Raw genomic sequence first — 24,275 nt, forward strand, 5'->3', positions numbered from 1 at the left:
GTGATGTCGTACGAAGCCTGTAGCGTGACGACTGGACACACGGCACGGACAGACGACGGCGAGGACTCATGGAACCCGGATCCGAGGCAGGTGGCGGTGTGCCGGGCGCTGCCGGGGAATCGTGGGGAGTCGGCCGCGTCGTCGGCGACGGCCGCTACCGGCTGACGCACCGTCTGGGGCGCGGCGGCATGGCCGAGGTCTTCGCGGCGGAGGACGTGCGCCTCGGCCGTACGGTCGCGGTGAAGCTGCTGCGTTCCGATCTCGCCGAGGACCCGGTCTCCAAGGCCCGGTTCACGCGCGAGGCGCAGTCGGTCGCCGGGCTCAACCACCACGCGATCGTGGCGGTGTACGACTCGGGCGAGGACGTCGTGGACGGCCGCCCGGTGCCGTACATCGTGATGGAGCTCGTCGAGGGCCGCACCATCCGTGACCTGCTGGTCAGCGCGGAGGCGCCCGGGCCCGAGCAGGCACTCGTGATCGTCTCCGGCGTCCTGGAGGCGCTGGCGTACTCGCACCAGCACGGCATCGTGCACCGCGACATCAAGCCGGCCAACGTGATCATCACCGACTCCGGCGCCGTGAAGGTCATGGACTTCGGCATCGCCCGCGCGCTGCACGGCGCGCAGGCGACGATGACGCAGACCGGCATGGTCATGGGCACGCCGCAGTACCTCTCCCCGGAGCAGGCGCTCGGCAAGGCCGTCGACCACCGCTCCGACCTGTACGCGACGGGCTGTCTGCTCTACGAACTCCTCGCGCTGCGTCCCCCGTTCACCGGTGAGACGCCGCTGTCGGTGGTCTACCAGCACGTGCAGGACACGCCCGTGCCGCCGTCCGAGGTCCGCGGTTCGACGCCGCCGGAGCTCGACGGCCTGGTGATGCGCTCGCTCGCGAAGGAGCCGGACGACCGGTTCCAGAGCGCCGAGGAGATGCGCGGGCTGATCCAGTACAGCCTGGAGATGCTCCAGCAGCAGGGCGGCCACACCGGCACCTGGGGCACCGGGCCGGTGGCCGCGCACGACGGCGGGCACACCCCCGTCCACGGCATGACCGCGACGACGGCCATGGGCCACCCGCCGCACGGCGACACGGCCCAGGGCCAGATCCTGCCGTCGCCCAACCCGGAGGACGGCGCCTACACCCCCTACGGGGGCGGCTACGGCGGCTACGACGACGGCACGGGCGGCACCGGCGGCTACGGCCAGGGCGGCGGCTACGGCGGTCAGGACGGCGGCCAGGGCAAGCGCTCCAGGATGGTGCTGTTCGCGGCGCTGGCGGTGGTCGCGATCGTCGCGGGCGTGGTCTTCGCGGTGCAGATGGCCGGGGGCGGCGAGAAGGGCAAGGGCCCGGTCACCACGCCGACGACGGTGTCGAACTCGCCGTCGACGTCCTCGGAGAAGCCCACCCCGTCCGAGGAGCCCTCGGAGGAGCAGCACACCGAGGAGCCGAGCGGCACGACCGGCGGCGGTGGCAACGACGGCGGCGGCAGCGGCGGCAACACGCAGCAGCCCTGGTACCCGTCGACCGACCCGACGACGGCCCCGCCGACGACGGCGGCGCCGACCACCGAGCCGACGCCGACCGAGGAGCCCACCACGGACCCGACGGCGACCGGCGAGCCGACCACCGAGCCGCCGGCCACCGAGCAGCCGACGGACCAGCCCACGGACGGCGGCGACAGCGGCGGCCAGACCGACCCGGCCGGCGGCGGCAACGGCGACCCGAACGTGCCGCCGCCCGGCGGCGACACCGGGGACACCGGCACCACGGCCGGTTAGTCCGGCGCCCGGAGGGGCCCGTCAGGCGCAGAAGGCGTCGCGGACGGCGTCGTACTCCCGGGTCCACCACACGGCCAGGGCCGACACCGCGGGGAACTGCGGGTCGGCCCTGCGGTCGTTCAGCTGGTAGCGCCAGCGCAGCGTCCAGAAGTCGTTCAGCCGCTCCCACCACACCCGGTGCACGGCCGCGGCCAGCTCCGCGCCGTCGGCGCCGGCGGCCCGCCGGTACGCGCGCGCGTAGGCCCGCACCTTCTCCAGTGCCAGCTCGCCCCCCGGCCGTACGAAGAAGATCGCGGCGGCCCGGACGGCCTCCTCGGCCCGGGGACGGACGCCGAGGCGGTCCCAGTCGACGATCGCGGCCGGTTCGGCGCCCCGGTAGAGCAGGTTCAGCGGGTGGAAGTCGCCGTGCACCCAGCCGGCCGTGGCGGGCGCCGGGGGGCGGCGGTGGGCGTGCTGGGCGATCAGCCGGCGCCGCTCCCGCAGCCGGTGCTCGGCGAGGGCGTCGAAGCTGCCGTGGGGGCGGTGGGCGCGGGCGAGGCGGATCAGTTCGGCGATGTCCGCGAAGGTGTCCTCGGGGCGGGCGCTGTCGTGCCGCTCGCCGGGCGGCGGGGGCTCCATGATCCGGTCCAGGCAGGTGTGGACGCGGCCCAGGAGGGCGCCGAGGCGGCGGGAGCCGCCGGTGGTCAGCTGGGCGCCGTCGCGGTGCCGGCCCTCGACCCAGGGGTGCAGGGCGTAGCAGCGGCCGCCGATGACGGCGACGGTGCGGCCGCGGCTGTCGGGCAGCGGCGGGGCCACCGGCAGGCCGAGCGCGTGCAGCCGCTGGGTGGCGCGGTGCTGGCGGGCGATGGTGGCCCGGTCGGCGGTGGGGGCGTCGAGGTGCTGCTTGAGGAAGTAGTGGCCGCGGGTGGTGGAGAGCCGGTAGCCGCGATTGAGCAGGCCCTCGGTGACGGGGACGCAGGACAGGGGCTCACCGGCGTGCGGGTGGCGGCGCAGCAGGGCGCCGACCGGAGGAGCGGGGTGTTCAGATGAGCGCGGCACCCCGCAGATGTTAGATCGCGCTGCGTGCCGGAGGTGTCGCGGTGCGGAATCGGCGGGGGGAGCGTAGTCGAGACGGTGCACGGTGGCGAACTGGGGCTCGATGCGCATGAAGACGGGGACGAAGGGCTCGCCGTCCACGCTCACCGGCTCCGGCCCGAAGGCGGCGAGTTCCTCGGGGGTCGGCTCGACGATCTCGGCGGTGCCGGTGAACTGCACGGACCACAGCGCGCCGTCCTCGGCTCCGAGGTTGTCCGCCCCGTAGGCGACGACGCTGCCGCTGCACGCCTGGTGGTAGCCGAACCCCTCGTGCAGGCGGATCAGGACGCCGCCGCCGGACACGACGTGCCGGGCGGGCGCGACGAAGGGCATCGCCCGCATGCTCGTGGCGATCCGGCCGTACGACACGCGGCCGAGCAGTTCGATGGCGCGGAGTTCGTCGGAGGACATGGTTCCACTCTCCGTCACCGGCGCCCGCCGGGAAAGGGGCCCCGGCCCCGGGCCGGCGGGGACGTAGGTCCTTGATTCCGGCCGAGGGGCCCGGACTGCTCCCTCCGGGTGAAGCCCCCCGGCGGGATCGGGCCCGGCGAGGCCCCGCGGGGGCCCGTGAAGGCCCCCTGGAGCCCGTCGGACGCGGCCCCGGCCGGACAGCCCGGGGTCAGTGCCGTTCGGCCTGCAGCCGCGCCACGTACGCGGCGGCCTGCGAGCGGCGCTCCATGCCGAGCTTCGACAGCAGGCTGGAGACGTAGTTCTTGATGGTCTTCTCCGCGAGGTGGAGGCGCTCCCCGATGGCCCGGTTGGTCAGGCCCTCGCCGATCAGGTCGAGGATCTTCCGCTCCTGCTCGGTGAGGTTGGCGAGCCTGTCGTCGCCCTTCGGGTTGTTGCCGTCCCGCAGCCGCTCCAGGACCCGCGCCGTCGCCACCGGGTCGAGCAGCGACTTGCCGGCGGCCACGTCCCGGACCGCGTTCAGCAGCTCGTTGCCCCGGATGGCCTTGAGGACGTATCCCGAGGCCCCGGCCATGATCGCGTCGAAAAGCGCCTCGTCGTCCGCGTACGAGGTGAGCATCAGGCACTTGATCGACTCGTCCTGGGAGCGGACCTCGCGGCAGACCTCGACGCCGCTGCCGTCGGGCAGCCGGACGTCGAGCACCGCCACGTCGGGGCGGGTCGCGGGGATCCTGACCAGGGCGTCGGCCGCCGTCCCGGCCTCGCCGACCACCTCGATGTCGTCCTCCACGGAAAGCAACTCGTGGACGCCGCGCCGGACCACTTCATGGTCGTCCAGCAGAAATACCCGGATTTTTCCTTCTTCGCGCACGGAGTCAGTCTCACATATTGGCTCTTCCGGTGCCCGGGGTGCGCGGGTTACGGTGCCGGATGTTCCGACGACGGTGTCGGGCCGTTGCCCACGCCCTGACCAGGGTGTCTTTCCGCTTTTCCCAATTTACTTGGAAATCCAAGCAAAATTGCAGGTCAAGTGGGGTTTCGCGGGAATGCCGCGTCATGGGTAACGTGCCTATGACGGCGCTCGCCGGGACACCTGTCACGCCCGATCCCGGCCGCGTCGCACCCACCCCGTGCGCAGGGTACGGATAAGGCGGAGAGCCGCACTGGCCTTACCGGCGAACCCGGGGGCCGGACCGACGGAGGAGCACGCACGTGACCGTGGAGAGCACTGCCGCGCGCAAGACGACGCGACGCAGCAGCGGCGCCAAGCGCACCACCGGCGCCAGCGCCGGAGCCAAGAAGGCCGCCCAGGCCGCCCCGGCCGGGGAGCCCGAGCTCGTTCAGCTGCTGACGCCCGAGGGCGAGCGCGTCCAGCACCCCGACTACGACATCGACCTGAGCGCCGAGGAGCTGCGCGGCCTCTACCGCGACATGGTCCTCACCCGCCGCTTCGACGCCGAGGCGACCGCCCTCCAGCGCCAGGGCGAGCTGGGCCTGTGGGCCTCGCTGCTCGGCCAGGAGGCCGCCCAGATCGGCTCCGGCCGGGCCCTGCGGGACGACGACTACGTCTTCCCCACCTACCGCGAGCACGGCGTGGCCTGGTGCCGCGGCGTCGACCCGACCAACCTGCTCGGCATGTTCCGCGGCGTGAACAACGGCGGCTGGGACCCCAACAGCAACAACTTCCACCTGTACACGATCGTCCTCGGCTCGCAGACCCTGCACGCCACCGGCTACGCCATGGGCATCACCAAGGACGGCGCGGACTCCGCCGTGCTCGCCTACTTCGGCGACGGCGCCTCCAGCCAGGGCGACGTCAACGAGTCGTTCGTCTTCTCCGCGGTCTACAACGCCCCGGTCGTGTTCTTCTGCCAGAACAACCAGTGGGCGATCTCCGAGCCCATCGAGAAGCAGACCCGCGTCCCGCTCTACCAGCGCGCCCGCGGCTTCGGCTTCCCCGGCGTCCGCGTCGACGGCAACGACGTCCTCGCCTGCCTGGCCGTGACCCGGTCGGCCCTGGAGCGCGCCCGCCGCGGCGAGGGCCCGACGCTCATCGAGGCCTTCACCTACCGCATGGCCGCCCACACCACCTCCGACGACCCGACCCGCTACCGCCGGGACGCGGAGCGCGAGGCGTGGGAGGCCAAGGACCCGATCCTGCGCCTGCGCGCGTACCTGGAGAAGGCCGGCCACGCCGACGCGGCCTTCTTCGAGGAGCTGGAGGCCGAGAGCGAGACGCTCGGCAAGCACGTCCGCGAGGTCGTCCGCGCCATGCCGGTCCCGGACCACATGGCGATGTTCGACCACACCTACGCGGACGGGCACGCGCTCGTCGACGAGGAGCGCGCCCAGTTCGCCGCCTACCAGGCGTCCTTCGCGGACGGAGAGACCGAGTAATCATGGCTGTTCAGAAGCTTCCCCTCGCCAAGGCGCTCAACGAGTCGCTGCGCAAGGCCCTGGAGACCGACCCGAAGGTCGTCGTCATGGGCCTCGACGTCGGCAAGCTCGGCGGTGTCTTCCGCATCACCGACGGCCTCCAGAAGGACTTCGGCGAGGACCGGGTCGTCGACACCCCGCTCGCCGAGTCCGGCATCGTCGGCACCGCGATCGGCCTCGCCCTGCGCGGCTACCGCCCGGTCGTGGAGATCCAGTTCGACGGCTTCGTCTTCCCGGCGTACGACCAGATCGTCACCCAGCTCGCGAAGATGCGGGCCCGCTCGCTCGGCACCGTGAAGATGCCGGTCGTCATCCGCATCCCGTACGGCGGCGGCATCGGCGCCGTCGAGCACCACTCCGAGTCCCCCGAGTCGCTCTTCGCGCACGTCGCGGGCCTCAAGGTGGTCACCCCGGCGAACTCCTCCGACGCCTACTGGATGCTCCAGCAGGCGATCCAGAGCGACGACCCGGTCATCTTCTTCGAGCCCAAGCGCCGCTACTGGGACAAGGGCGAGCTCGACACCGAGGCCATCCCCGGCGAGCTCCACAAGGCCCGGGTCGCCCGCGAGGGCACCGACCTCACCCTCGTCGCCTACGGCCCGATGGTGAAGACCTGTCTGGAGGCGGCCGCGGCCGCCGCCGAGGAGGGCAAGTCGATCGAGGTCGTCGACCTGCGCTCGATCTCCCCGCTCGACTTCGACACCATCCAGACCTCGGTCGAGAAGACCGGCCGTCTGGTCGTCGTCCACGAGGCGCCGGTGTTCTTCGGCTCCGGCGCGGAGATCGCCGCCCGGATCACCGAGCGCTGCTTCTACCACCTGGAGGCCCCCGTCCTGCGGGTCGGCGGCTACCACGCGCCGTACCCGCCGGCGCGCCTGGAGGAGGAGTACCTGCCGGGCCTGGACCGCGTGCTCGACGCCGTCGACCGCTCGCTGGCGTACTGAGGAGAGCACCGTGACGATCCGCGAATTCAAGATGCCCGACGTGGGCGAGGGCCTGACCGAGGCCGAGATCCTCAAGTGGTACGTCCAGCCCGGTGACACCGTCACCGACGGGCAGGTCGTCTGCGAGGTGGAGACGGCCAAGGCCGCCGTGGAGCTGCCGATCCCCTTCGACGGCACCGTCCACGAACTGGTCTTCCCCGAGGGCACCACGGTCGACGTCGGCCAGGTCATCATCTCGGTGAACGTGGGCGGCGCCGCCCCCGTCGAGGCCCCGGCCCCGGCGGCCCCCGCCCCCGCCCCCGAGGCGGAGCCGGCGGCCGAGGCCGAGGAGCCGCAGGGCCGCCAGCCGGTCCTCGTCGGCTACGGTGTGGCCGCCGCCTCCACCAAGCGCCGGGCCCGCAGGAGCGCGGGCGCCGCGCCCGTCTCCGTGCCGGAGCAGCTCAACGGGCACGGCACCGTGACCGCCGCGCCCCGGCCGCTGGCCAAGCCGCCGGTGCGCAAGCTCGCCAAGGACCTCGGCGTGGACCTGGCGGCGGTCGTCCCGACCGGCCAGGACGGCGTCATCACCCGCGAGGACGTGCACCGCGCCGCCGCCCCGGCCGCCCCCGCGGCGCCGGTCCAGGCGCCGGCCGCCCCGCAGGCCCCGGCCCCGGCCCCCGCCGCCCCGGTCCAGGCGCCCGTCGCCGTCGCCGCCGGCGACGCGCGGGAGACCCGGGTCCCGATCAAGGGCGTGCGCAAGGCCACGGCGGCGGCGATGGTCGGCTCGGCCTTCACCGCCCCGCACGTCACCGAGTTCGTGACCTTCGACATCACGCGCACGATGAAGCTGGTCGAGGAGCTCAGGGCCGACAAGGACATGGCGGGGCTGCGGATCAACCCGCTGCTGCTCGTCGCCAAGGCCGTCCTGGTCGCGATCCGGCGCAACCCGGAGATCAACGCGGCCTGGGACGAGGCGGCGCAGGAGATCGTCCTCAAGCACTACGTGAACCTGGGCATCGCCGCGGCCACCCCGCGCGGTCTGATCGTGCCGAACATCAAGGACGCGCACGCCCAGACCCTGCCGGAGCTGTCCCGCTCCCTGAGCGAGCTGGTCGCCACCGCCCGCGAGGGCAAGACCACCCCGGCGGCGATGCAGGGCGGCACCTTCACCATCACCAACGTCGGCGTCTTCGGCGTCGACACCGGTACGCCGATCCTCAACCCGGGCGAGTCCGCGATCCTCGCGGTCGGCGCGATCAAGCTCCAGCCCTGGGTCCACAAGGGCAAGGTGAAGCCGCGTCAGGTCACCACGCTCGCGCTCTCCTTCGACCACCGCCTGGTCGACGGCGAGCTGGGCTCCAAGTTCCTCGCCGACGTGGCCGCGGTCCTGGAGCAGCCGAAGCGGCTCATGACCTGGTCGTAGTCGTCCGGTTGGTCTGTTTCACGTGAAACATCCGGTGGTGGCGCCCGTCCACCACCGGATGTTCTGCTGTCCGGCATGGAGCGCACACCACTGGACCTGCACCTCGAACCGCCGCACGGCGCCGGGCCCGTACGCCTCGGCATGAGCTTCGACGAGGCCGTGGCGGCCGTCGTCCCCTGGGGCGAGCCCCGGACCCGCGTCCGGCCGGGGACGCGCCGGGGCGGCGTCTCCACCGCCTGCGCCGGCATCGGCGTCCAGGTGCACCTGGAGGAGGACGACCGGGTCACCGCCGTCGAGTTCTGGCGGCCGGGGGAGGGGCGGACGAGCGCCGCCCGCGTCCTGCTCGGCGGGCGGGACGTCTTCACCACCCCCGCCGACGAGCTGCTCGCCGGGTTCGACGTCCACGACGGCGACGGCGAGGACCCGTTCGTGCCCGGGCTCTCGCTCGGGTTCACGCGGCGGACCTCGCAGGAGGTGCCGCGGCGGCCCGACGGGCTGCCCGTCCACTTCACCTCCGTCCTCGTCGGCGGCGCGGACTACTACGACTTCCGGCTGCGCTGACCCGGGTCCCGCCGGACGGAGGTGAGGAGTCCGAGATCTGGACGCGGCTGTCGGACGCATCCCACTTGTATCTATGCTGTGCGCATGCCATCAGCCGCGCCCCCCTCCACCGAGCAGCCCGCCGACCGTCCCGTCAAGCAGCCGCCCGCCGCCGAGCGCGTCTACAGCCACGTCAAGCGCGCGGTCCTCGACCGCCGTTACGAGGGCGGGACGCTGCTCACCGAGGGGGAGCTGGCCCAGGCCGTGGGGGTGTCCCGCACCCCCGTCCGCGAGGCGCTGCTCAAGCTGGAGATGGAAGGGCTGCTGAAGCTCTACCCCAAGAAGGGCGCCCTCGTCCTCGCCGTCTCCGCCCAGGAGATCGCCGACGTCGTCGAGACCCGGCTCCTCGTCGAGGAGTTCGCCGTCCGCAAGGCCGTCCCCGCCCCGCCCGCGCTCCTCGCCCGCCTCGAAGAACTCCTGGCGCAGCAGCGGCGCGAGGCGGACGACGGCGACCTCGCCGACGTCGCCGTCACCGACCGCTGCTTCCACGCCGAGATCGTCCAGCACGCCGGCAACCAGATCCTGGCCCGCCTCTACGACCAGCTCCGCGACCGGCAGCTCCGCATGGGCGTCGCCGTGATGCAGGCCCACCCCGACCGGGTCGCCCAGAACATCACCGAGCACGCCGAGATCCTCGACCACCTCAGGGCCGGGGACGCGGAGGGCGCCGCCGCCGCCGTCCGCCGCCACCTCGGCCGCGTCGGCTCCCTGGTCCGGGGGGAGGACCGATGAGCGGCCGCACCGGCCACGGCTCCGCCGTCACCCTCCCCGGCGACCCGCCCGGCGGCCGCCGCGCCGCCCTCGTCTGGGGCGTCGGCGTCGCCGTCTACTTCGTCGCCGTCATCTTCCGCACCTCGCTCGGCGTCGCCGGACTCGACGCCGCCGACCGCTTCCACGTGGGCGCCTCCGCGCTCTCCACCTTCTCCATACTCCAGCTGCTGGTCTACGCGGGCATGCAGATACCCGTCGGCCTCATGGTCGACCGGCTCGGCACCAAGAAGGTCCTCGCCCTCGGCGTCGTCCTCTTCACCCTCGGCCAGCTGGGCTTCGCGCTCTCCCCGTCGTACCCCATGGCCCTCGCCTCCCGCGCCCTCCTCGGCTGCGGCGACGCCATGACCTTCATCAGCGTCCTCAGGCTCGGCGGCCGCTGGTTCCCCGCCCGCCGGGGCCCGCTGATCGCCCAGCTCGCCGGTCTCATCGGCATGGCGGGCAACCTGGTCTCGACCGTCGTCCTCTCCCGCGCCCTGCACGGCCTCGGCTGGACCACCACCTTCGTCGGCAGCTCGCTCGCCGGCATCCTGGTCCTGGTCCTGCTCCTCGTCCTCCTCAAGGACCACCCGGAGGGGCACGAGCCCGCCCCCGTCCCGCACGCGGGCGCCGCCTACGTCCGCCGGCAGATCGCCGCGGCCTGGCGCGAGCCCGGCACCCGGCTCGGCCTGTGGGTGCACTTCACCACCCAGTTCCCCGCGATGGTGTTCCTGCTCCTGTGGGGGCTGCCGTTCCTCGTCGAGGCGCAGGGGCTGTCCCGGGGCACGGCGGGCGAGCTGCTGACCCTCGTGGTGCTCTCCAACATGGCCGTCGGCCTCGCCTACGGGCAGATCATCGCCCGGCACGGCGGCGCCCGCGCCCCGCTCGCCCTCGGCACGGTCGCGGCCACCGCCCTGCTGTGGGCGGCCACGATCGCGTACCCCGGTGACCACGCCCCGATGTGGCTGCTCGTCACCCTCTGCCTGGTCCTCGGCGCCTGCGGACCGGCCTCCATGATCGGCTTCGACTTCGCCCGCCCGGCCAACCCGCCGGAGCGTCAGGGCACCGCCTCCGGCATCGTCAACATGGGTGGTTTCGTCGCCTCCATGACGACGCTGCTCGCCATCGGCGTGCTCCTCGACGCGACCGGCGACGACTACCGGATCGCGTTCTGCTCGGTCTTCGTCCTCGAAGCCCTCGGCGTCGCCCAGATCCTCCGGCTGAAGTCCCGCACCCACCGCCGCGAGCGCGAACGGCTCGTCGCCAGCCGCGTGGAGGCCGTCCACGTGCCGGTGTGAGGCCTCAGCTCGGCGTCACCGCGAAGCGGTCGAGGATCGCGGCGGCCAGCTCCGGGTCGCCCTCGACCTTGATCCGGTCGGCCACCTCGGCCGGCCGGACCCGGCCGCAGGCCAGCCGCACGTACGTCTCCCAGTCCGTCGCCAGCGTCACCGCCGGGCCCAGCGACGGCGCCCCGTCGATGGTGCCCCGCCCCTCCGCGTCCACCCGCACCGTCCGCAGGAACTCCACCGGCCCGGTCACGTCCACCACGACCGCCGACCCCGCCGGCGCGCCCGCGTCCTTCGCGACCACCTTCGGCAGCGCCTCCAGGAGCAGGTCCCGCGCCACGTACGCGCCCGGCGAGTCCAGGTTCCCCGGCACCCCGAGCGCGGTCCGCAGGTCCTGCTCGTGCACCCACGTGTCGAAGGCCCGCAGCCGGTAGCCCTGCTCCAGCGTCTGCTCCGCGCCCAGCGGCGCCCGGATGACGTGGTCGGGCGAGCGGTTCTCGTTGCGCAGCTGCCGGGCCCGGCGGATCAGGACGTACTCCAGCTCCGCCGTCATCTCCGGCGCCGTGTGGTGCCGCCGGACGTCGACCTGCACCTCCATGTAGCGGGCGAAGTCCGTGCGCACGTGGTACAGGTCGCGGGGGAGCGAGTGGATCGGCCGCGGGTCGCCGAGCATCTCCGTCTCCATGCCGATCACATGGGACACGATGTCGCGCACCGACCAGCCGGGGCACGGGGTCGCCCGGTTCCACTCGCCCTCCACGAGCGGCTGCACCAGCTCGGCTATCGCTTCGATGGAATGGGTCCAGGCGTCGGCGTGGTTCTGGAGGCTGGGATGGACGGTCACGGGACCCCTCGACGTTCTTCGGTGCGGGCTGAAAACACGACTGGGCGACGGTGGAATGGGAGGCTCGGACGCTAAGTTACGCTCCCCGGGAGCACCCCGGCAGTGCTTTCGTGTGACGATCGTAGGCCGGTGTTGACGGCTTCAACGCCAGGACGGTGGTAGTGTGCGCGCCTCGCTGATCCAGATCGCGGTAGACCCGGACGAACCGGTCGCCGACCGGCGGGCCCGCGCGGCCCGTCTCGTACGGGAGGAACACGGGGCCGCTGACCTCGTCGTCCTCCCCGAACTGTGGCCCGTGGGCGCCTTCGCCGCCGACCTCTTCGAGCCGGAGTCCGAACCCCTCCACGGCCCCACCTACAAGGCGATGGCCGCTGCCGCGCGGGACGCCGAGGTCTGGCTGCACGCCGGCTCCTTCGTCGAGGCCGCGGGCGGCGCCCTCTACAACACCTCGCTGGTCTTCTCGCCCGACGGCGAGCTCGTCGCCTCCTACCGCAAGATCCACCGCTTCGGCTTCGACCAGGGCGAGGCCCTCCTCATGGCCGCCGGCGAGGACCTGGTCACCTTCGACCTGCCGCACCTCACCGTCGGCGTCGGCACCTGCTACGACCTGCGCTTCCCCGAACTCTTCCGCGGCCTCGTCGACGCCGGCGCCGAAGCCTTCGTCGTCCCCGCCGGCTGGCCCGCCCGCCGCCGCGGCCACTGGCGGCTCCTCGCCCGGGCCCGCGCCGTCGAGAACCAGGCGTACGTCCTGGCCTGCGGTACGGCGGGCACCCACGCGGGCGTCGAACAGGCCGGCCACTCGCTGGTCGTCGACCCGTGGGGCGAGATCCTCGCCGAGGCGGGCCCCGACGAGGAGGTGCTGCGGGTCGTCCTGGACCCGGCGAAGCCCGCCGCGATCCGCGAGGACTTCCCGGCCCTCAAGGACCGCGTCCTCGGCGTCGCCGCGCCGCACCGGACGCGGGTCCGTTGAGCGCGACGTCCCCGGACGGCGCCGTCGCCGCCTTCGCCGGGCTCTTCGGGCCGCCGCCCGAGGGGCCCGCGATCCCCGTCGACTGGGCGGCCGTCGAGGAGTGGCTGGGCCTACCGCTGCCCGCCGACTACAAGGCGATCGCCGAGGTCTACGGCCCCCTCGACCTCGGCGAACGGCTCTGGCTCCAGACGCCGTACGCCCGCGACCGCGAGGGCTTCGACTACGGCCACTTCGTCGAGGAGTCCCGCCGCACGGCCCCCGGCGTCCTGCCCTTCGGCTGCACCCGCACCTCCGGCACCCTCTTCTGGGACACCGCCGCCTCCGACGACCCCGACGCCTGGCCCGTCCTCCTCCACGACCCGCACGCCGAGCGCGCCGGCCGCGACCCCTGGCGCCGCCTCGGCGTGACGCTGCTGCCCGCGCTCGCCCTGCTCGTGGACGAGGGCCTGCCCCGGACCCTCGCCCGCAGCGGCCTCGCCGGCGACTCCGCCGGCCCCTGGACGCCGCCACCGCGCCGCCCCGCGCCGACCGCCGCGCAGCGGGCCGCGTTCACCGGCGGCGGCACCGGCCTCGACACCCTCACCGCCCTCGTCCCGCCGCCCCCGGAGCCGTATCTCGGGGAGCGGGACTGGGCCTGGGCGCACGAACGCCTCGGCACCCGTCTGCCCGCGGAGTACGTCCGGCTGACGGAGACGTACGGCGGCGGCGTCTGGTGCGACTGGCTGCGCGTCAAGCTGCCGCTGGGCACCGGGGAGCACGACCTCGTGCCCTGGGCCCACTGGTGCACCGACAACTACCGCCGCCTGCGCGCGGGCTTCCCCGACCGGCATCCGCTGGCCGCCTGGCCCGAGCCCGGCGGGCTGCTGCCCTTCGCGAGCTCCATCGACGGCGACCAGCTGTGCTGGCTCACCGAGGGCGACGACCCGGACGCCTGGCCGCTGATCGTCTTCCCCCGCCACGACCGCCAGGGCTCGCCGCTCACCGGCACCCTCACCGGGGTCCTGCTCGCCTGGCTGCGCGGCGAACTCGACGTCGCGGGCCTGCCCGGCCTCGCGTACCCGCACGAGGACCCGCTCGACCTGATCACGTACGAGCCCCGGACGGACCCCCGCGCCCGCTAGGCCGACGGCCTCCGCTCAGGACGCCCGCTCGCCCGCGCCCGGTGCCGGCGCCGCCTTCTCCGGGGCGGGACGAGGCGGGGGATCAGTACTGGGTCTCCGCGATCAGGTGCTTCACCCGGGTGACCCCCGCCTTCACGGCACCCAGCCGGGTCAGCGCCGACCGGTCCACGCCCGCGAAGATCAGCGCCAGGGACAGGTCGCCGCCCTCCGCGCGGCCGGCGACCCGGACCGTGAGGCGGTGCTTCCTGCCGCGGCCGGTCTCCCGCACGGTGACGGTGACGCCCGGATCCTCGTCGTCGGGCAGCCGGCTGAGGGCGTAGCCGTTCTTGTCGAGGGCGGAGAGGCGGTAGTCGTCGCCCGCGAACCGCAGGTGCAGGGCGCGCTGGTCGAGGGTGATGCCCGCGCGGTTGCGCGACATGGGGACGACCCGGTCGCCGACGCGCAGGGTGGACCGGTTGAGGGTGGGCAGCTTCACGACGTCGGTGTGGATCCCGCGCGCCTCGAAGGAGGCCGTGGGGAGCATGCCGCCCCGCAGCTCGGAGACGACGGCCGCCTCCGCGTTGCTCCGGGGCAGCGGCGCGGTGAGGACGATCTCGCCGAACTCCCGCGAGACCCCCTTGAAGCCGGCCCGGTAGTCGTGCCGGTTCCCCTCCTTCCACCGGTGCAGCTCGAAGGGGGAGACGTCGGTGTGCATGATCCCTGTGTACCTCTCGGTCGAATCCCGGCAGCGGCTCGGTCGAACGGGCCCGGGGCGCCGCCACGGCCGCCGGTGCCGTCGTCCGGCCGGTGCAGGCGCACGGCCGTCGGTTCCCGTACCGGTGCGGTGGACCGGAGGCCGGCCCACGCCCCGTCAGGACCCCTCGCGCGGAGCCCCCGTGGCAGGACGACGCACCACACTGTGCAGGTGCGCCGTATGGTCCCCTGTCGCGGGTCCGGGCACAAGGCGCGACGGTCCCGGCCCCACACGGCCCCCACGCGGCACGGGGCCGGGCGGGGACGCCACTTCTCCCGGATTGGACCTGGGAACCACCGCTCCCGGCTCCCCAGACTGTGGCCATGATCACCGAGAACCCCGTCTCCCCGGACCCCGGAGTCCGCCGCGAGACCCTCGCCGTCCACCCGCCCCAGGTCGAGATCACCGGCAGCGTGCCGCTCGGCGTCCCCCTCCACCAGGGGCACGTCTTCGCCTTCGAGTCCGCCGACGACCTCGCCGCGTCGATGCGCTCCGGCGACTCCTTCCTCTACAGCCGCATGGGCAACCCCACCGTCCGCACCCTGGAGGAGGCCGTCGCCCGCCTGGAGGGCGCGGCCGGCGCGCTCTCCTTCGCCTCCGGGATGGGCGCCATCAACGCCGTCCTGCTCGGGCTGCTCTCCGGCGGCGGGCACGTCATCGCCCAGCGCTGCCTGTACGGCGGCACGTACGCGATGCTCACCGACCTCGCGGACCGCTGGGGCGTCGAGGTCACCCACGTCTCCGGCACGGACCCGGCGGAGGTCGCCGCCGCGCTGCGGCCCACCACCCGCCTCCTCTACCTGGAGACCATCGCCAACCCCACCACCCGCCTCTCCGACATCCCGGCCCTCGCCGCCGTCGCCCGCGAGGCGGGCGTCCCGGTCGCGGTCGACAACACCTTCGCCTCCCCGCTGCTCTGCCGCCCGCTCTCCCTCGGCGCCGACCTCGTCATCCACTCGGCCACCAAGTACCTCGGCGGCCACGCCGATGTCCTCGGCGGGGTCGTCGCCTGTGACGACCCCGAACTCCTCTCCCGGCTGCGCCACTTCGCCGTCGAGCTGGGCGCCTCCACCGACCCCTTCGCCGCCTGGCTGACCCTGCGCGGCATGCAGACCCTGTCGCTGCGGATGGAGCGCCACTGCGCCTCCGCCGCCGACCTCGCCGCCCGGCTCGCCGGCCACCCGGCGGTCGCCGCCGTCCGTTACCCCGGCCTGGCGGGCCACCCCGACCGGGAGATCGCCGAGCGGCTGCTGCCGGACGGCGCCGGCGGCGTGATCTCGCTGGACATCGAGGGCGGCCGGGACGCCGGCCGGGCCTTCGTCGAGGCGGTCCGGCTGGCCTCCCTCTCGGTCTCCCTCGGCGACGTCAAGACCCTGGTCATGCACCCGGCGTCCACCTCGCACCGCCAGCTCGACGCCACCGCCCTGGAGGCGGCCGGCATCGGCCCCGGCACGGTCCGCCTCTCGGTCGGCATCGAGCACGTCGAGGACCTGTGGGCGGACCTGGACCAGGCCCTCGGCAAGGCGTCCGCCGTCTAGTCCTCCCGCTCGGCCATCCGGATCACGCACACCGCCACCGCGATCAGCAGGGCCGCGTCGGCGTCCTCGCGGACCACGTCCACCGCGTACGTGTCCCGGACGCGGAGCCACCGGCGGGAGATGTGGGCGAGGAGTTCGCCGTCGTACTCGACGGCGAACTCCCGGTCCAGGATCCGCCCGCTGACGTCCAGTTCGGTGCCGTCGGCGAGCGTGACCCGGTAGTGGTTGCGCAGCAGCGAGAGGCGCTTGCGGCGCACGGTCGCGAGCGGCCGCTCGTCCCGCTCGATCGTCATCGCGTCCCGCAGGCTGAAGAACTTCTCCCGCAGGGTGACGAGCACCCGCCCGTCGGGGTCCTTCAGCTCCAGCGTGTCCCGCAGCCGCAGCGCCTTGCCGTCGACGAGGAAGGCGTGCCGGCCGTCCTCGTCCTCGATCCAGTAGTCGTCACCGATCGCGAAGATCTTGTCCCGCACGAGGTATTTCATGGGGATATGTCTCCCCTTCCGCTGTTTCACGTGAAACAACGGGCCCGCCGTTTCACGTGAAACAGCGAGCCCGCGTGAGGAGGGAGCCGCGCGAGGGGAGGAGCCGTGCGAGGGGGCGGTCTCACTCGAAATAGCGGGTGAAGGCGTCCGGGCCGGTGCCGAGCACCTCCCCGAAGGGCGCGTCGAGCTGATGGACCAACAGCGCGGTGAAGGCGATGAACCCGGAGAGGCCCATCACCATCACCACATGGGTCCGGGTGCGGTGGATCCCGAAGATGAACATGAAGGCGAGGGTCAGGACCCCGCCGATGATCAGGCCCGCCCACAGCACCGGCGAGAGCCTCTCCTGCGCGGCCGCCTCCCGCCCGCGCCGGGCGTCGTCCACGTACCCGAGCTGGGCGAGCACCTCCTGCGCGGCGATCTGCTGCGAGACGGTGGCGGTGTCGTCGACCTCGCCGGCCCGCCGGAGCTGTTCGAGCAGCAGCCAGCCGGACGGGTCGAGCGGCTGCCGGGCGGCCATCATCGGCCACTCGACGTCCACGACGTGCCCGGCGTACGTCCGGGCCGCCACCCGCAGCGGCTCGCGCCGGTCCTCGGGGAAGGCGTCCGCCAGCAGATACGTCTGGTGCAGGGCGCTCGCCTCCGCCTGGGCGTGGTCGGAGGCGGCGGCCCGGGTGTCCCAGACGGAGACCAGGCAGAGGCCGAGGACGATCGCGTAGAGGACCGAGACCATCATGGCGATGTACTCGGCGACGTCCTCGCGCGGCTCCTCGTCCGCGGGGGAGGGGAAGAGCCGGGTCTTGAGGACGACGGCGAGCGCGCCGAGCAGCGCGACGCCGATGACGACGACGAGCGTTTCGAGCAGGGCCACGGGTCAGGACCTCCGGTTGCCGAGGAGCGCGGCGGCGAGGGCCGCCGGCACGAGGATGAGCAGCAGCATCACGACGACCCCCATCTCGTCCGCCTCCCGCCCGCGCCGCCGCAGCCGCCCGAGGAACCCCTCGGTGACGCCCCCGTCGGCCCGCCGCGCGGCCTCCGTGGACGGCGAGTCGGCGGAGGGCGAGTCGGTGGACGGCGAGTCGGCGGTGGAGGACGAGTCCGCGGGCGGGACGGCGGGGGCGGCGCCCCTTTCCCGCGCGGCCGCCTCCGGCGCGCCCGGCGGCGGCGCCACCCGCCCCGCGCCCGCCCCGTCCCCGGACACCCCGGCGGCCCCGGGCACGGCCCCCGCGCCCCCGGCCGCCTCGGCTCCGCCCGCCTCCGCCCCGTCCCCGCCGACGCCGTCCCCGGCGGCCGGCGGAGCGTCAGGACCGGGTGGCCCGGCGGGCATCACACCGCTGAGGGGCGGAACGGCCGCGGGCGGCCCCGCAGCAGCGCCGAAGCTCCCGAGCACCCCACCGGCCCCCGGCACCCCGCCGGCCCCCGGCACCACACCGACCCCGGGTGCTCCACCGGCCCCCGGCACCGCACCGGCCCCCGGCACCGCACCAACCCCCGGCGCTCCACCGACCCCCGCCACGGCTTGTCCCGACACCCCCGCCGGCCCCGTCGCCCCCGCCGCCCCCGTCGGCCGTGCGGGCCGTGCCGGTCTCGCCGGCCGCGTGGCCTCCGGCACGGTGAAGGAGGCTCCGGCGCGCGCGGTGAGGACCGGCGCGGGGACCCGGCGTCCGTCGGGGGCGTAGGTGCCGACCCGGTCGGTCCCGGTGGCCAGGCCGGTGCTGCGGTGCGCACCGGCCGGCCGCCGCACCGTCGCGGTGCAGCGCGCCGAGGCGCCGGGCGCGAGCAGCGGCACGAGGCCGGGCCGTCCGCCGCAGTCCACGCCCCCGGCGGAGAGCCGGAGCGCGGGATCGGTGACGCGCACGTCGTACAGGGCCCGGTTCCCCCGGTTGGTGACGGTGTACGTGAGGGCGGCCTCGCCCGCCGGGCCGGGGCCGGAGCCAGAGGCGGCCCGGGGCGGGGCCACGCGCACCCGCTCGTGGAGGACCAGGGACCCGAGGATCCCGGCGTACCCGGTGCGGTCGGTCGCGACGGCGGTCAGCGCGAGGGAGGGGATCCGGCCCTCGGCGCGGACGGTGGCGGTGCGGGCCCCGGGCAGGGCGCGGAAGCGGGCGGCGCACTCCATGGAGGTGAGCCCGACGAGGGTGGGGCGCGGACAGCGCACGGCGACGCCCGACGGGAGCCCGGGATCGCGCACCCGTACCCCGTGCAGATCGGCCCCGCCCCGGTTGACCAGCCGGTACCGCTTCACCACCCGGGCCCCGGCCCGTACGGCGACCGGCCGCTCCCCGCCGGCCGCCCGCCCGTTGACGGTGACGTCCAGCCGCAGCGCCCTGTCCCCCGCCCCGCCGGCCCGCGCCTCCCGGGGGCCGGCGAGCACGAGGCAGGGCAGCACGAGGACCCCCACGAGGAGCCCGGCCCCGATCCGAACGCCTCGCCTCCCCCGGAAGCGGGAGTAATCCGATGATCTGCCCGCACGCGTCATGGGCCCATGCCACCGCCCGCCCCGCCGCACCCCCCGCCCGGGACACGCGGACACCCCCCGCCCGGCCGCACCGATCCACCCGTACGCCCGCACGCCCGTCCGCCCCTGGACGGATGGCAAGCTTGAACCATGAACGATGCCGCCCCGGCGCCCACCCCCGCGCCCGCCCCCCGTTCCCGTGCCCGCGTCCGTGCCCCCGAGCTGATCGGCAAGGGCGGCTGGCTCAACACGGGCGGAGACGACCTCACCCTCGCCGACCTGCGAGGAAAGATCGTCCTCCTGGATTTCTGGACCTTCTGCTGCATCAACTGCCTGCACGTCCTCGACGAGCTGCGGGAGCTGGAGGAGAAGCACCGGGACACGCTCGTGATCGTCGGCGTGCACTCGCCGAAGTTCGTGCACGAGGCGGAGCACCAGGCCGTCGTGGACGCCGTGGAGCGGTACGAGGTGCACCACCCGGTCCTGGACGACCCCGAGCTGGCGACGTGGAAGCAGTACGCGGTGCGGGCCTGGCCGACGCTGGTGGTGATCGACCCGGAGGGGTACGTCGTCGCGCAGCACGCGGGGGAGGGCCACGCCAACGCGATCCGGACCCTCGTGGAGGAGCTGGAGGCGGAGCACGAGGCGAAGGGGACGCTGCGGCGCGGGGACGGGCCGTACGTGCCGCCGGAGCCGGTCGCGACCGACCTGCGGTTCCCGGGGAAGGCGATCAGGCTCGCCGACGGCAACCTCCTCGTCTCGGACACCACCCGCCACCAGCTGGTCGAGCTCGCCGCCGACGGGGAGACCGTGGTGCGGCGGATCGGCGGCGAAGGGGTCTTCCGGGAGCCGCAGGGGCTGGCGGCGCTGCCGGACGGGACGGTCGTCGTCGCGGACACCGTGCACCACGCGCTCCAGCGGTTCGACCCGGCGACGGGCGCGGTGGAGCGGATCGCGGGCACCGGGAAGCAGTGGTGGCAGGGGTCCCCGACCTCGGGCCCGGCGCTCGACGTGGACCTGTCCTCGCCGTGGGACGTGGCCTGGTGGCGGGGCAAGGTGTGGATCGCCATGGCCGGCGTGCACCAGATCTGGACGTACGACCCGGAGAGCGGGACCGTCGAGGTCGCGGCCGGGACGACGAACGAGGGGCTCGTCGACGGGCCCGGCGCCGAGGCGTGGTTCGCGCAGCCGTCGGGCCTCGCGGCCGCCGGGGACCGCCTGTGGATCGCCGACTCGGAGACCAGCGCCCTGCGGTTCATCGACACCGACGGGCACGTGCACACCGCCGTCGGCACCGGCCTCTTCGACTTCGGGCACCGGGACGGCGCCGCCGGTCAGGCGCTCTTCCAGCACCCGCTGGGCGTGACGGCCCTGCCCGACGGCTCGGTCGCGGTCTCCGACACGTACAACCACGCCCTGCGCCGCTACGACCCGGCCACCGGCGAGGTCACCACCCTCGCCACCGACCTGCGCGAGCCCAGCGACGCCGTCCTGGACGGCGACGAGATCGTGGTCGTCGAGTCGGCCCGCCACCGCCTCACCCGGCTGCGGCTCCCCGAGGAGGCCGTGCGGGTGGAGGCGGTCGCGCACCGCACGCGGCGCGAGGCCACCGACGTCGCCCCCGGCGCCTTCCGGCTGGACGTCGTCTTCCAGGCGCCGACGGGCCAGAAGCTGGACGAGCGGTACGGCCCCTCGACCCGTCTCCTGGTCTCCTCGACCCCGCCGGAGCTGCTGCTCTCCGGCGAGGGCACGGGCACGGACCTCTTCCGCGACCTGGAGCTGAACCCGGACGTCACCGAGGGCGTCCTGCACGTCTCCGCGATGGCCGCCTCCTGCGACGACGACCCCGCCAACGAGTACCCGGCCTGCCACGTCCACCAGCAGGACTGGGGCGTCCCGGTGAAGCTCACCGCCGACGGCGCCTCCCGCCTCCCGCTGATCCTCGCGGGCATGGACGGCTGACGCGTCCGCGGACCGGAGAGGGCCCCGCTCGCCACGGCGAGCGGGGCCCTTCGTCCGTGCCGGGGGGTCAGCCCTCCAGGAAGGCGACCAGGGCGTTGGCGAGGAGGTAGGGGTCCTCGGCGCCGCACAGCTCGCGGGCGCTGTGCATGGAGAGGATCGCGACGCCGATGTCGACGGTCGTGATGCCGTGGCGGGCGGCGGTGATGGGGCCGATCGTGGTCCCGCAGGGCATGTCGTTGTTGGAGACGAACGTCTGCCACGGCACGCCCGCCTTCTCGCAGGCGGCGGCGAAGACCGCGCGGCCGGTGCCGTCGGTGGCGTACCGCTGGTTGACGTTGACCTTGAGGATCGGGCCGCCGTTGACGCGCGGGTGGTGGGTCGGGTCGTGCCGCTCCGCGTAGTTGGGGTGGACGGCGTGGCCGGTGTCGGAGGAGAGGCAGACGGTGCCGGCGAAGGCGCGGGCGCGGTCCTCGTAGCCGCCGCCGCGCGCGTACACGGAGCGCTCCAGGACGGTGCCGAGGAGCGGGCCCTGGGCGCCGGTGTCGGCCTCGGAGCCGTTCTCCTCGTGGTCGAAGGCGGCGAGGACCGGGATGTACGGGAGGTCGTCGCGGCCCGCGAGGGAGGCGAGGGCGGCGACGCCGGCGTGGACGGAGAGCAGGTTGTCCATGCGCGGCCCGGCGACGAGCTCGCGGTCGCGGCCGAGGTAGGCGGGGGCGTCGACGGCGTGGACCATGAGGTCCCAGCCGGCCACGTCCTCGGCGTCGACGCCGGCCTCGCCGGCGACGAACTCGATCAGGTCGCCCTCGTGGACCTCGCCGGTGCCCCACACGGGCTGCATGTGGCGCTGGCGGTCGAGCTTGAGCCCGTCGTTGGCGGAGCGGTCGAGGTGGATGGCGAGCTGCGGGACGCGCAGCAGCGGCCGGTCGACGTTGACGAGGCGGTGGCCGCCGTCGCGGAGGGTGAGCCGGCCGGCGAGGCCGAGGTCGCGGTCGAGCCAGGTGTTGAGGAGGGTGCCGCCGTAGATCTCCACGGCGACCTGCCGCCAGCCCTGCGCGCCCATGTCGGGGCGGGGCTTGACGCGCAGGTTGGGGGAGTCGGTGTGGGCGCCGACGATCCGGTACGGGGTGTGCGGGGTGGCGCCCGCGGGCACGTACCAGGCGATGATCGCGCCGCCGCGGGTGACGAACTTCCCGCCGCTGGTCCCGTCCCACGCCGCGGTCTCCTCGACCCGGCGGAAGCCCGCCTTCTCCAGCCGCTCGGCGGCGTTCGCCACCGCGTGGTACGGCGAGGGGGACGCCGAGAGGAAGGTCATCAGGTCATCGGTGTGCCCGGGACCGAAGGGCGTGGTCGCCGGCCGGGAAGCTGCGCTGCTCATGCGCCCCACCTTACGGGGGAGCCCCTCGGGCGCGGTGGGGCCGGTGGCCCGCCGGGCGCCCGCGGCCCCGTGTCCCCGGGAGGGCGCCCCGGGGCCGCCCCGCCACGGGAAAGCGGAACGGCCCGCCCCCCTCCCCGGGGACGGGCCGTTCCCGTATGGACCAGGCGCGCTGCTAGAACGCGGCCTCGTCCAGGTCCATCAGGCCGCCGTCCACGCCCTCGGCGAGGAGGCGCTCGGTGGAGACGCCGGGCAGGACGTTGGCGGCGAAGAACTTCGCGGCCGCGATCTTGCCCTGGTAGAAGGCGACGTCCTTGCCGGAGGCGCCGGCGGCGAGCTTCTCGGCGGCGACGGCGGCACCGCGCAGCAGCAGGTAGCCGACGACGACGTCACCGGAGGCCATGAGCAGGCGGGTGGTGTTGAGGCCGACCTTGTAGATGTTCTTGACGTCCTCGCCGGTGGCGGTGAGGTCGGTGATCATCTTGCCGACGATCGCCTCCAGGTCGACGGCCGCCTTGGCGAGCGCGTCGCGGGCGCCGGCCAGCTCCTCGCCGCCGGTGCCGGTGGCGAGGAACTTCTTGATCTCCTCGGAGAGGGTGTTCAGGGAGGCGCCCTGGTCGCGGACGATCTTCCGGAAGAAGAAGTCCTGGCCCTGGATGGCGGTGGTGCCCTCGTAGAGGGTGTCGATCTTGGAGTCCCGGATGTACTGCTCGATCGGGTACTCCTGGAGGAAGCCGGAGCCGCCGAAGGTCTGGAGCGACTGCGCGAGCTGCTCGTAGCCCTTCTCGGAGCCGTAGCCCTTCACGATCGGCAGGAGCAGGTCGTTGAGGCCGTGGAGCGCCTTGGCGTCCTCGCCGGCCGCCTCCTTGAGCTGGATGGCGTCCTGCACGGAGGCCGTGTAGAGGACGAGGGAGCGCATGCCCTCGGCGTACGCCTTCTGCGTCATCAGCGAGCGGCGCACGTCGGGGTGGTGGGTGATGGTGACCTTGGGCGCGTTCTTGTCCATGAAGTTCGCCAGGTCGGTGCCCTGGACGCGCTCCTTGGCGTACTCCAGGGCGTTGAGGTAGCCCGTGGAGAGGGTGGAGATCGCCTTCGTGCCGACCATCATGCGGGCGAACTCGATGATGAGGAACATCTGGCGGATGCCGTCGTGCTTGTCGCCGATGAGCCAGCCCTTGGCGGGGTGCTTGTCGCCGAAGGTCATCTCGCACGTGTTGGAGGCCTTGAGGCCCATCTTGTGCTCGACGTTGGTGGCGTAGACGCCGTTGCGGGCGCCGAGCTCGCCGGTCTCCCAGTCGAACTCGTACTTCGGGACGAGGAAGAGGCTCAGGCCCTTGGTGCCGGGGCCGGCGCCCTCGGGGCGGGCGAGGACGTAGTGGAGGATGTTCTCCTCCATGTCGTGCTCACCGCTGGTGATGAAGCGCTTGACGCCCTCGATGTGCCAGGAGCCGTCCTCCTGCTGGATCGCCTTGGTGCGGCCGGCGCCGACGTCGGAGCCGGCGTCGGGCTCGGTGAGGACCATCGTGGAGCCCCAGCGGCGCTCGACGGCGATCTGGGCGGCCTTCTTCTGCTGCTCGTTGCCCTCGGTGTAGAGGATGCCGGCGAAGGCGGGGCCGGAGGAGTACATCCAGATGGCCGGGTTGGAGCCGAGGAGGAGCTCCGCGTAGGCCCAGATCAGGGAGCGCGGGGAGACGGTGCCGCCGATCTCCTCGGGGATGCCGAGGCGCCAGTACTCGGACTCCATGAAGGCGTTGTACGAGGCCTTGAAGGTGGCCGGGACCGGGGCGGTGTTGGTCTCCGGGTCGAAGACCGGCGGGTTGCGGTCGGCGTCGGCGAAGGACTCGGCCAGCTCGTTCTCGGCGAGGCGGCGGATCTCGTCGAGGATGCTCTTGGCGGTGTCGACGTCCATCTCCTCGAACGGACCGGTGCCGTACACCTTGTCGCGGCCGAGCACCTCGAAGAGGTTGAACTCGATGTCGCGGAGATTCGACTTGTAGTGCCCCATGGCGACGGCTCCGTAAGGCTCGGGGAGGGAGGTTCCTCGTACACGTACCGGCGAGTAGCAAAACGCTCTCTCCGATGATGCTACCCGCCAGTAATAAGTTGCAACCCCTATCCGG

At 73.8% G+C, this 24,275-nt stretch carries 20 protein-coding genes and 1 pseudogene; 11 read left to right on the forward strand and 10 right to left on the reverse strand.

The genetic code is table 11. The features are described from left to right. Window positions 1-68 precede the first annotated feature (68 nt). Window positions 69-1,778: a protein kinase gene (locus tag AB0E83_RS00945; RefSeq protein ID WP_362104057.1), complete on the forward strand. Its 1,710-nt coding sequence runs from the start codon at window positions 69-71 to the stop codon at window positions 1,776-1,778. Window positions 1,779-1,799: 21 nt separating this feature from the next. Here AB0E83_RS00945 and AB0E83_RS00950 read toward each other — a convergent pair whose 3' ends face one another. From AB0E83_RS00950 to AB0E83_RS00960, 3 genes and pseudogenes are all read right to left on the reverse strand, one after another. After that, window positions 1,800-2,816, reverse strand: a complete 1,017-nt coding sequence (locus AB0E83_RS00950) for a phosphotransferase (protein ID WP_362104272.1) — start codon at window positions 2,814-2,816, stop codon at window positions 1,800-1,802. Between the two features lie 168 nt (window positions 2,817-2,984). Then, a pseudogene (locus AB0E83_RS00955) lies at window positions 2,985-3,263 on the reverse strand (pyridoxamine 5'-phosphate oxidase family protein); the annotation flags it as partial. A gap of 208 nt (window positions 3,264-3,471) precedes the next feature. Further along, a complete protein-coding gene (locus tag AB0E83_RS00960) occupies window positions 3,472-4,131 on the reverse strand; it encodes a response regulator transcription factor (protein ID WP_362104059.1) in 660 nt (219 codons plus the stop codon). Window positions 4,132-4,472: 341 nt separating this feature from the next. Here AB0E83_RS00960 and pdhA point away from each other — a divergent pair, with 341 nt between their 5' ends. The 6 genes from pdhA to AB0E83_RS00990 all read left to right on the forward strand — a co-directional run bounded on the left by pdhA (window position 4,473) and on the right by AB0E83_RS00990 (window position 10,687). Next, complete coding sequence (gene pdhA, locus AB0E83_RS00965) at window positions 4,473-5,657, forward strand: pyruvate dehydrogenase (acetyl-transferring) E1 component subunit alpha (RefSeq protein ID WP_362104061.1); 1,185 nt, start codon at window positions 4,473-4,475, stop codon at window positions 5,655-5,657. Between the two features lie 2 nt (window positions 5,658-5,659). Beyond that, entirely contained in the window at window positions 5,660-6,640 is a 981-nt protein-coding gene (locus tag AB0E83_RS00970; RefSeq protein ID WP_362104063.1) for an alpha-ketoacid dehydrogenase subunit beta, read from the forward strand. Between the two features lie 31 nt (window positions 6,641-6,671). Continuing rightward, entirely contained in the window at window positions 6,672-8,042 is a 1,371-nt protein-coding gene (locus tag AB0E83_RS00975; protein ID WP_362104274.1) for a dihydrolipoamide acetyltransferase family protein, read from the forward strand. Window positions 8,043-8,117: 75 nt separating this feature from the next. Continuing rightward, window positions 8,118-8,603, forward strand: coding sequence for a hypothetical protein (locus AB0E83_RS00980; protein ID WP_362104065.1), 486 nt, complete (start codon window positions 8,118-8,120; stop codon window positions 8,601-8,603). A gap of 84 nt (window positions 8,604-8,687) precedes the next feature. After that, window positions 8,688-9,374, forward strand: coding sequence for a GntR family transcriptional regulator (locus tag AB0E83_RS00985; protein ID WP_362104067.1), 687 nt, complete (start codon window positions 8,688-8,690; stop codon window positions 9,372-9,374). After that, window positions 9,371-10,687 carry an MFS transporter gene (locus AB0E83_RS00990; RefSeq protein WP_362104069.1) on the forward strand — a complete coding sequence of 439 codons (1,317 nt, stop codon included), beginning with the start codon at window positions 9,371-9,373 and terminating at the stop codon, window positions 10,685-10,687. The genes AB0E83_RS00985 and AB0E83_RS00990 overlap by 4 nt, the downstream gene beginning before the upstream one ends. A gap of 4 nt (window positions 10,688-10,691) precedes the next feature. On the opposite strand, the gene AB0E83_RS00995 is transcribed toward AB0E83_RS00990, so the two are convergent. Then, on the reverse strand, window positions 10,692-11,519 hold the full coding sequence (locus AB0E83_RS00995; RefSeq protein ID WP_362104071.1) for a maleylpyruvate isomerase family mycothiol-dependent enzyme: 828 nt from the start codon (window positions 11,517-11,519) through the stop codon (window positions 10,692-10,694). A 163-nt stretch (window positions 11,520-11,682) separates the two neighbouring features. Between AB0E83_RS00995 and AB0E83_RS01000 the strand changes: the two genes are divergently transcribed. Continuing rightward, window positions 11,683-12,489 (forward strand): carbon-nitrogen family hydrolase, encoded by an 807-nt coding sequence (locus AB0E83_RS01000; RefSeq protein ID WP_362104073.1) that lies wholly within the window; start codon window positions 11,683-11,685, stop codon window positions 12,487-12,489. Further along, entirely contained in the window at window positions 12,486-13,610 is a 1,125-nt protein-coding gene (locus tag AB0E83_RS01005; RefSeq protein WP_362104075.1) for an SMI1/KNR4 family protein, read from the forward strand. Before AB0E83_RS01000 ends, AB0E83_RS01005 begins: the two co-directional genes overlap by 4 nt. A gap of 82 nt (window positions 13,611-13,692) precedes the next feature. On the opposite strand, the gene AB0E83_RS01010 is transcribed toward AB0E83_RS01005, so the two are convergent. Next, a complete protein-coding gene (locus AB0E83_RS01010) occupies window positions 13,693-14,304 on the reverse strand; it encodes a hypothetical protein (protein ID WP_362104076.1) in 612 nt (203 codons plus the stop codon). A gap of 362 nt (window positions 14,305-14,666) precedes the next feature. Between AB0E83_RS01010 and AB0E83_RS01015 the strand changes: the two genes are divergently transcribed. Then, window positions 14,667-15,881, forward strand: a complete 1,215-nt coding sequence (locus AB0E83_RS01015) for an aminotransferase class I/II-fold pyridoxal phosphate-dependent enzyme (RefSeq protein ID WP_362104078.1) — start codon at window positions 14,667-14,669, stop codon at window positions 15,879-15,881. Here the strand turns inward: AB0E83_RS01015 and AB0E83_RS01020 are convergent. From AB0E83_RS01020 to AB0E83_RS01030, 3 genes are all read right to left on the reverse strand, one after another. Further along, window positions 15,878-16,363, reverse strand: a complete 486-nt coding sequence (locus AB0E83_RS01020; protein ID WP_362104080.1) for an LURP-one-related family protein — start codon at window positions 16,361-16,363, stop codon at window positions 15,878-15,880. The genes AB0E83_RS01015 and AB0E83_RS01020 overlap by 4 nt on opposite strands. Window positions 16,364-16,484: 121 nt before the next feature. Further along, entirely contained in the window at window positions 16,485-17,234 is a 750-nt protein-coding gene (locus AB0E83_RS01025) for a hypothetical protein (protein ID WP_362104082.1), read from the reverse strand. A 3-nt stretch (window positions 17,235-17,237) separates the two neighbouring features. Next, window positions 17,238-18,764 (reverse strand): hypothetical protein, encoded by a 1,527-nt coding sequence (locus tag AB0E83_RS01030; RefSeq protein WP_362104084.1) that lies wholly within the window; start codon window positions 18,762-18,764, stop codon window positions 17,238-17,240. A gap of 207 nt (window positions 18,765-18,971) precedes the next feature. On the opposite strand from AB0E83_RS01030, the gene AB0E83_RS01035 reads away from it, so the two are divergent. Beyond that, complete coding sequence (locus tag AB0E83_RS01035) at window positions 18,972-20,783, forward strand: NHL domain-containing thioredoxin family protein (protein WP_362104086.1); 1,812 nt, start codon at window positions 18,972-18,974, stop codon at window positions 20,781-20,783. 67 nt (window positions 20,784-20,850) lie between these two features. Here the strand turns inward: AB0E83_RS01035 and AB0E83_RS01040 are convergent, their stop codons facing one another. Together AB0E83_RS01040 and AB0E83_RS01045 are read right to left on the reverse strand one after the other, a co-directional pair. Then, the gene (locus AB0E83_RS01040; protein WP_362104088.1) at window positions 20,851-22,158 is read right to left on the reverse strand and encodes a M18 family aminopeptidase; all 1,308 of its coding nucleotides are present in this window, start codon (window positions 22,156-22,158) and stop codon (window positions 20,851-20,853) included. A 172-nt stretch (window positions 22,159-22,330) separates the two neighbouring features. After that, window positions 22,331-24,160, reverse strand: a complete 1,830-nt coding sequence (locus AB0E83_RS01045; RefSeq protein ID WP_362104090.1) for an acyl-CoA dehydrogenase — start codon at window positions 24,158-24,160, stop codon at window positions 22,331-22,333. Window positions 24,161-24,275: the final 115 nt, after the last annotated feature.

The sequence above is a fragment of the Streptomyces sp. NPDC035033 genome, assembly GCF_040636735.1.
Taxonomy (GTDB): Bacteria; Actinomycetota; Actinomycetes; order Streptomycetales; family Streptomycetaceae; genus Streptomyces.